Source organism: Deinococcus sp. (assembly GCF_025362455.1).
GTDB lineage: Bacteria > Deinococcota > Deinococci > Deinococcales > Deinococcaceae > Deinococcus.
Genome location: NZ_JANYGJ010000073.1, coordinates 1 through 6,725 on the forward strand (window position 1 = coordinate 1; position 6,725 = coordinate 6,725).

Sequence of the window (6,725 nt, forward strand, 5' to 3'; positions counted from 1 at the left end):
CCCCCCCCCCCCCCCCCCCCCCCCCCCCCCCCCCCCCCCCCCCCCCCCCCCCCCCCCGGCCCCCGGGGATGGAGTGCGCCTGGTTACAGTGGCTTTGAGGCTCACCAGTCCCGCCAGTCGCCACAGCCCACGCGGTCCCCACACCGCGCCCGCAGCGAAGCCCAGCAGTCCGGCGGCGCTCAGGTTCAGCGAGACGTTCCACAGCGCGGGCAGCAGCAGCGCCACCAGGCTGCCGGACACGGCGCTCAGCAATAGATCGGTCAGGCGGGCCTTCCAGACGTGCGGTCCGTGCAGCAGCAGGCGCCATACGGGAGGAGTCTGATTGGCAGGAAGAAACCTCCCGGTAGGTTGCACTGAAATTACGGTAGAAAACATTCTAGACATGGAAATATGCTGGGAGCATACTTGGTTCAGAAGTGGCCGCTTCTACGTTTGACGAAAAATATTCCGCCTGTCACCGTATCTACTAAAGGAGTACTCTTATGGCTTACGACGTTTTGATCGACCCTGGACACGGTGGTAAAGATTCTGGTGCCGTGAATTCTGCCAGTGGTATTCTAGAGAAGAATCTAAATCTTGATGCTGCATCCAGTCTAAATTTTTATCTTCAGCAACGCAATGTAACGACGGCCTATACTCGCACCACAGATGTCTATCCTGAACTGAACGCACGAACCGCACAGGGAATTCGTGAAGGTGCCGCTATTTTCGTCTCTGTTCACCACGACACGGCTGATGGCAGGGCTTTGGTTTATCACGATGATAAGGAAACCAGCATCCGTTTGGCGAACAAAGTCGCTTCCTATATGGGCGGAATTCCAGTTCGCAGCATGACTGAGTCTCGCTTTGGCCGCCTGTATATTGCTGATTTTACAACGGGGCCTTCGATCCTCATCGAAGTGGGGCCGACCCGTTTTTATACCCGTGACGAGCGCATTGCCAGGGTTCAGCCCGCAGCGAACGCGATCTCTGACTTCCTCGGCAAGTAACGATTTCTACAAAAAGCAGGGGCTGTATGGCCCCTGCTTTTTGTGTATATGCTAGCACGTTAAAACAAGCCGACTAAACGTTTTTTAAAGGATTGTCCGTTACTAAAAAAAACAGTAACGTCATAACTTGTCATATAATATTGCTTGCCATACCGCATGCGACCTTGCTTTTCAAGATTCTTCTCTTGATCGTCTAATTTGAGAATCAAACGATTGGACATAAAAATATATCCTATATAACCTTTGTACCCCTGTTTAAGAATGTGTGTCTTATAGCCTAAAACCTGACAGTTTCTCTCGTCACAGCGTTCTGACTGGTAAATATACGTTACTCTAACAGAAATAGGTTTGGATGTTTCCTTGAATTCATCACTACCAATGACGCCATATACGCCTGTGGGGGTCGCTATCACGGCCATACTGATTGGCTTCTGGCTTGCCCAACCAATGTACGTTCCGTCGGTGATGGGAGTTGAGCTGCCCGCTTTGACTGGGAGCAGTAGGCTTCCGGCCATAATTAGTAAGGTAACGCGAAAGCCCGTTTGTCTCATACGCTTCAACTGTAAGGACTAAACCTGACGGTGAGGTGAGAAGACCGCTGTTGATGTCTGAAAAAATTCATTTTACAGACCTGTACTGGTTGCGTTGTTGAGCTCCCAGTGGTATGTGACGGCTCGGTTGCGTTCGCGCAGGTCCAGTTTCTAAAAAACCCGTGCGAGCCCGTTGCACACGGTCTGACCGGCAATCCCAAGTTCACGGTTAACTCCCTGGTTAACCAGCCTCCTGAACACTAACCGGAGCATGGCCCCTTCGGCTTTCGTCAATAGCGCCCATTGCCGCGCTTCAGCAGGTCACACCAGTTCGGCAGCGCGGCCTACAGCGCGAGCAGAAGCAGATCGGCCAGCCGGGCTTTCAAACGACTCCTCAAGATGCGTGGCCCATGTGACAGCCACCAGCAGGGGAAGAGTCAGCTTGGCAGGGGAGAAACCTACCGGTAGGTTGCACTGAAATTACGGTATAAAACAATCTAGGCATGGGAATATGTTTAAGGCATACTTATTTCAGAAGTGGCCACTTCAAATTCAGCAGTAGTAAGGAGCAGTAAATGCCAGCAATCAAAATCCCCCGCGCTAATTTTAAAATTCGCTACTCTGGAGATCCCAGCGACGCAGGGCGTCGGAATGTCCCATCCTTTGTGAAGTCCGATAGTGCCATAGCCGGATCGAATTTTATGTTCTACGATCTTCCTTCAGGTAATTTAATCGGACAACTAATTATTGATGGTACTAAAAAGAATGGTGGTACAGGCAAAAACCTTGACGCAGTTAGCTTGAGTAGTAATGGTTCGGTGGTATTTCACGATGAATCTACCGCGAGCAATCAAGCCTCTAGTCTCGTTTGGAGTATGGCTGCGGGTCCTATTATCGTATTGGGAGGAAAATTTTCAGACGTTACTTGGAGCAAGTATACAAAATCTCAACTTGAGCCTACTATTGGCCGCCAGAGAACTTGTTTAGGAGTAGATGCAAGTGGCGATTTTGTTCTCGCTTATCGAGACTCCATCAATCTTACTGATCTCGCAGGGTATATGAAGAGTTTGGGATGCACTGACGTGATTACCGGAGATGGCGGTTCATCTGCACAATTATACTTGGAGGCCACTAACAAACTTTACGGTACGGATGTTAGATCGGTACATGTCATTCCGGTTGCTCTGACTGCTTATACTGTAGTGAGTACGCTAGCGTAGATTCCAAACCGCACTCATAAAAAATATCTTTTATGAGTGCGGTTCTCATTCCTCGTGTGCAAAATAAAACTATGGCTAAAAAATTCATCAAGTCAATTGTAGGTTGCATCACTTTGGGGTTTGCCACTTGGTCAGAGTCGTCCTCAGCGACAACTTCTTCTAGTATTCCTATTACCTTCGATAGCATTATGTATACGCTTTTTGCTAGTCCATATGCTGATTTGTCGCGGGATTTTGTTACCAGCACCCCTCAGGTTGCGGCGGCTAAAGTCCGGTTACCTCTTCCACCTAAACCTCCATCTGGCTTTACTCAGCTTGGTGTATGGACGACAGACCGCGCACTTTCCGAACGTGCAGTGCGACCTGACCCGGCATTGTCGCCTGCTGCACTCATTATTCATACTCGCAGAATGCGTGTTGCACTGAAAGGTGACCAGGGGGAAGGCTTCGCTATCGTTGTAGGACGTTGGTCAGGTTCTCCGAAAACATTATCTAAGTTTCAGGATCAACTCAAGCAAGCTTCATATAAATCAGCTCGTTGGCACGGGGGAATAGTTTTCAGCCGTTGTGGAGGCAACAATGTCGTTTTAGAAGACTATCCTGTATTAAAACCGACCGTCTCAAGTTATTGTCAAGCACAACTCAGAACAGCGAGTCTATTTATAGAAGTCTCTGCTATTAATTTAAATGAAAATCGCGCAATTGCTGAACTAAAGCGGAATTGGTTGCTCATTCATCCTTAAATGGCTGTAATGTTTAAATTAGATGACCAATTCACACAAATTAGATATAATTTGGCATCACCTGATAGACGTTCGGAACGATCCTGTCATCTCCTTTTTCTCATTTGTCTCTGGAGTTTAATTTAGGAGATGACCACTCTAATATGGGCGCAAGTGGCGATGACCCTCGCAGCAGCACATCCCCCTCTCCCAACCTTTGAGACGCTGATATACCACCTCTTCGCTAGCCCATATCCCGATATGCAGAGATCGTTTCGGACAGCCACACTTGAAAGTGCCTCTAAATATGTAAACCTTGCGCTCCCCAGCAAGGCTCCCGTAGGATTTGACCCGATTGGAGTTTGGACTTCTGAGCAAGCTCTGGAAGGAGTAAAAGGGAAAGCTGCCTTATCAATATTTGTGCAAAACATAGTCAAACCGCGCAACATCAAACAAGGAAGAGCGATTGCTATGACGGTGGGTCGCTGGGACGGTGGGGACTCCGCGTTCAACGAGTGGAAGTCAAAAATTTCTAGACTAAAGTTTAGACAAGAAGAGTATAAAAGGGGCGTTATGTTTAGCCAGTGCCTCCCTGTCAACATAATCATGGAAGACTATCCGGCGATTCGTCAAGTAGTTCGCCAAACATGTACCGCTGATTACCGCAACTCGCAGATATTTGCTCAAGTAACTGTTGTAAATCTAAACAGACTACACGCTGTCCGAGAAATGAAATCACTTTTAGACCAAATCCTACTTGAAAAATAAATAAAGGTAAAATTGGCAGTAACCATTAATTTAATGCCTCGATTAATAAATAATATCTTGAGACTCATATTGCTCTTGGCATTTAAGGAAAAAAAGCCATGTGTCATGGACCTCAAAAGTATTGAGGTTAGAGACTAATTGCATGTCATTCTTCTCTTGCTACGCCCCAATATATCAGTATCGCCTCCCCGCGCCCCTCTACGCCCAATTTCTGAAACACACGAGTTAACCCGTTCTGGACCGTCGGCAGGGCCAAATCAAGCTGACGTGCGATCTCTTTGTTGCTCAGTCCTCGCGCCACGAGTCGAAACAGCTCAGCCTCCCCTTTCGTGAGCGGCGAACGTTCGGTGGGTGTGAAGCGGACCCGCTCGCCAGAGCTTGCTTGGCAGAGCAGCTCAACCAGTGCCGTCAAGGTGTGAATGTTGCAGGCCAGCCCAACAATGTTCATATTCCACAGATCATCCAGATATTCAGCGCAAGCGTTCTCAGTCAAGATGAAACACTTCCATGCCATCTCAGGTGTGACAGTCCGGGCGGCGAAACCGAAGGGAATGTCCAGTATGAGTTGCATACTGGAGCAATCGGGTACGCGTTGGCGCAGCGCTTCTTCGAGCAGATGGGCAACCAACAGTTGATCGCCCACGACCTGTAGCTGTGAGGAATTTGTAGCCATATCATCCTCCTTCGATGGACTTCATACTGCTATGAAGGTCTGGATACGGGAAGGCGCCCAGCGTCCCGAACAATGGGCGTCGGTGGGGCCAGTCGGTGTTCAGTTGGCAGGGCAAATCGCGTCTGGAAAGGGGTCTACTCATCTAGCTCAGACAAAATTCCGAGCCGAGACACCGAGGCTGATTCTGCTCTTGACGTAACACAGTATATACCATACGTATTAAGTTAGCAAGCGAACTTGTTCACACCGGCTCTTGGGTTTACGATGAGTGTTATGTCCGCCCCGGCCCTAACTGCCTTACCGCCTGCCGAGGCGGGTGCCTTGCTGCGCGCTCGGCGCGAGGAGCGCTCTTTGAGTCAGGAACAGGTGGCGGCGGCGGTGGGTCTGCGCAGCCCCAATTACCTCAGCTACCTGGAAACCGGCAAGGTCAACCTGGGCCGCAGCAAATACTTTGCGCCGCTCATAGAGTTGCTGGGCCTGTCCCGCGAGGACGTGGAGGCCATCGCCCCGGCGCTGCGTCTGAGCCTGGCCCAGAGTACCGGGGACAGCACTCCGACGATGCCCTCCGCGCTGCGTGAGGCCGTCTCCGAGTACGGCGACAAGTTCCCCGAACTGCTCGACCCCGGCTGGCAGGAGACCCTGGCCGGTGCCCGCTTCCGGGGCGGCGGGCCGGAGACGCCGGAAGACTGGCTCGACTATTACCGTTTTATCCGCCGCTACACCAAGCCCCGTATTGATGGTTCAGGGCCGAGCTGATGGAGTCGAACTAGTGGACGAGTACCTGTTCCAGCACTTCACCACCCATCTGGAGGCGGTTCACGCCGCGCACGGCCACCAGACCGACTTCCGGAGATTGGCCTCCGACATGGGCATCCGGGTCCGGCAGGGCGAGCACAACTCGCTGGTGTGGGGCGACCCGCCGCTGATTACCCTGGGCGCCTCGGACTACGGCGCCCGCCGGAACTTCAGCGCCATGCATGAGATCGCCCACCTGCTGCTCAAAACTTGCGGCGCCGAAGCCGAGTTGCTGCACCACTTCGGCAGCTTCGAGGACGCCGCACCCCACATCGAAGCCTGGTGCAACCACGCCGCCGGGTTGCTGCTGCTGCCCGCCCCCGTGCTGGACGCCGCTGAGCAGTCGCACGGCCTGAGCGCCGCCTGCGTGCTGGCGCTGCACCTGGGGGGCCGGGTCAGCCTGGGCGCGGCCCTGCGCCGCCTGGTCTACGCCGAGCCGGAGCGGCGAGTGGCGGGCTTTGTCAGCACGGCCAGTCGCTGCGTCAGCGACGTGGCCAAACTTAACCTCTCCATTCCCTTCTGGAGATACGACGCCCTGCCCGCCAGCATCCCGAAAGCGGGCGTTCGGCAGCGCACCTTTCGCGTCGGCCAAAGCGAAGGCACCCATCTCAGGGTGCCGGGCGCTGCGGTGGGGCTGGGGCTACTGGTGGCCGACTAAGTATGTCTTTGCTAACGTTTCGGGCTTCCGCAAAAAGCGCTTCATCCCTCCACTCCCGCCAGGACATACTTTCATCCTCACTCGCTCCGCTCGGTAAACCTAAAGCTTTAGAAGGAGATACTAATACCGCTCTAGATCAGTTCCGTTCCAGAGTAGTGCAGCGCCCGGTCAGGAACCGTCAGCCGGGTCGGGTGCGCTGCTCTCACCTGTCTGCCGGGCGGGGTCGCTAACGTCGGCGGGCGAGAGGTTGGTGTTGGCGCCGTAGCTGACATCCGCGCTGCCGCTGCGCTGCGCCGCCGTTTCAGGCCTGGTGGGCTGTGGTTGAGTGGGCTGGGGTTTGGTTGAGTTGTCCATACCGCAGTCTGCTCAG

The 6,725-nt window shown here is 52.9% G+C and carries 9 protein-coding genes; 6 read left to right on the forward strand and 3 right to left on the reverse strand.

All coding sequences use genetic code 11. The features are described 5' to 3' along the window. Positions 1–482 precede the first annotated feature (482 nt). On the forward strand, positions 483–989 hold the full coding sequence (locus tag Q0R23_RS05225; RefSeq protein WP_293911102.1) for an N-acetylmuramoyl-L-alanine amidase: 507 nt from the start codon (positions 483–485) through the stop codon (positions 987–989). Between the two features lie 59 nt (positions 990–1,048). Here Q0R23_RS05225 and Q0R23_RS05230 read toward each other — a convergent pair whose 3' ends face one another. Next, the gene (locus Q0R23_RS05230) at positions 1,049–1,504 is read right to left on the reverse strand and encodes a hypothetical protein (protein ID WP_293911104.1); all 456 of its coding nucleotides are present in this window, start codon (positions 1,502–1,504) and stop codon (positions 1,049–1,051) included. A gap of 590 nt (positions 1,505–2,094) precedes the next feature. On the opposite strand from Q0R23_RS05230, the gene Q0R23_RS05235 reads away from it, so the two are divergent. From Q0R23_RS05235 to Q0R23_RS05245, 3 genes are all read left to right on the forward strand, one after another. Then, positions 2,095–2,739, forward strand: coding sequence for a phosphodiester glycosidase family protein (locus Q0R23_RS05235; protein WP_293911107.1), 645 nt, complete (start codon positions 2,095–2,097; stop codon positions 2,737–2,739). Positions 2,740–2,771: 32 nt separating this feature from the next. Then, on the forward strand, positions 2,772–3,482 hold the full coding sequence (locus tag Q0R23_RS05240; RefSeq protein ID WP_293911109.1) for a hypothetical protein: 711 nt from the start codon (positions 2,772–2,774) through the stop codon (positions 3,480–3,482). A gap of 129 nt (positions 3,483–3,611) precedes the next feature. Continuing rightward, positions 3,612–4,229, forward strand: a complete 618-nt coding sequence (locus tag Q0R23_RS05245; RefSeq protein WP_293911111.1) for a hypothetical protein — start codon at positions 3,612–3,614, stop codon at positions 4,227–4,229. Between the two features lie 145 nt (positions 4,230–4,374). Here Q0R23_RS05245 and Q0R23_RS05250 read toward each other — a convergent pair whose 3' ends face one another. Continuing rightward, positions 4,375–4,902, reverse strand: a complete 528-nt coding sequence (locus Q0R23_RS05250; RefSeq protein WP_293911114.1) for a helix-turn-helix transcriptional regulator — start codon at positions 4,900–4,902, stop codon at positions 4,375–4,377. Positions 4,903–5,175: 273 nt separating this feature from the next. Between Q0R23_RS05250 and Q0R23_RS05255 the strand changes: the two genes are divergently transcribed. After that, on the forward strand, positions 5,176–5,658 hold the full coding sequence (locus tag Q0R23_RS05255) for a helix-turn-helix transcriptional regulator (protein WP_293911116.1): 483 nt from the start codon (positions 5,176–5,178) through the stop codon (positions 5,656–5,658). A 13-nt stretch (positions 5,659–5,671) separates the two neighbouring features. Beyond that, a complete protein-coding gene (locus tag Q0R23_RS05260) occupies positions 5,672–6,355 on the forward strand; it encodes an ImmA/IrrE family metallo-endopeptidase (RefSeq protein ID WP_293911119.1) in 684 nt (227 codons plus the stop codon). Positions 6,356–6,523: 168 nt separating this feature from the next. Here the strand turns inward: Q0R23_RS05260 and Q0R23_RS05265 are convergent, their stop codons facing one another. Next, entirely contained in the window at positions 6,524–6,709 is a 186-nt protein-coding gene (locus tag Q0R23_RS05265) for a hypothetical protein (RefSeq protein ID WP_293911122.1), read from the reverse strand. Between the last annotated feature and the right edge of the window lie 16 nt (positions 6,710–6,725).

What these genes read in the sequence shown, in the direction of transcription:
- Q0R23_RS05250 (WP_293911114.1), bottom strand. Translation starts at nt 4,902, where the DNA reads ATGGCTACAAATTCCTCACAGCTACAGGTCGTGGGCGATCAACTGTTG.
- Q0R23_RS05265 (WP_293911122.1), bottom strand. Translation starts at nt 6,709, where the DNA reads ATGGACAACTCAACCAAACCCCAGCCCACTCAACCACAGCCCACCAGG.
- Q0R23_RS05235 (WP_293911107.1), top strand. Translation starts at nt 2,095, where the DNA reads ATGCCAGCAATCAAAATCCCCCGCGCTAATTTTAAAATTCGCTACTCT.
- Q0R23_RS05240 (WP_293911109.1), top strand. Translation starts at nt 2,772, where the DNA reads ATGAGTGCGGTTCTCATTCCTCGTGTGCAAAATAAAACTATGGCTAAA.
- Q0R23_RS05225 (WP_293911102.1), top strand. Translation starts at nt 483, where the DNA reads ATGGCTTACGACGTTTTGATCGACCCTGGACACGGTGGTAAAGATTCT.
- Q0R23_RS05255 (WP_293911116.1), top strand. Translation starts at nt 5,176, where the DNA reads ATGTCCGCCCCGGCCCTAACTGCCTTACCGCCTGCCGAGGCGGGTGCC.
- Q0R23_RS05245 (WP_293911111.1), top strand. Translation starts at nt 3,612, where the DNA reads ATGACCACTCTAATATGGGCGCAAGTGGCGATGACCCTCGCAGCAGCA.
- Q0R23_RS05230 (WP_293911104.1), bottom strand. Translation starts at nt 1,504, where the DNA reads ATGGCCGGAAGCCTACTGCTCCCAGTCAAAGCGGGCAGCTCAACTCCC.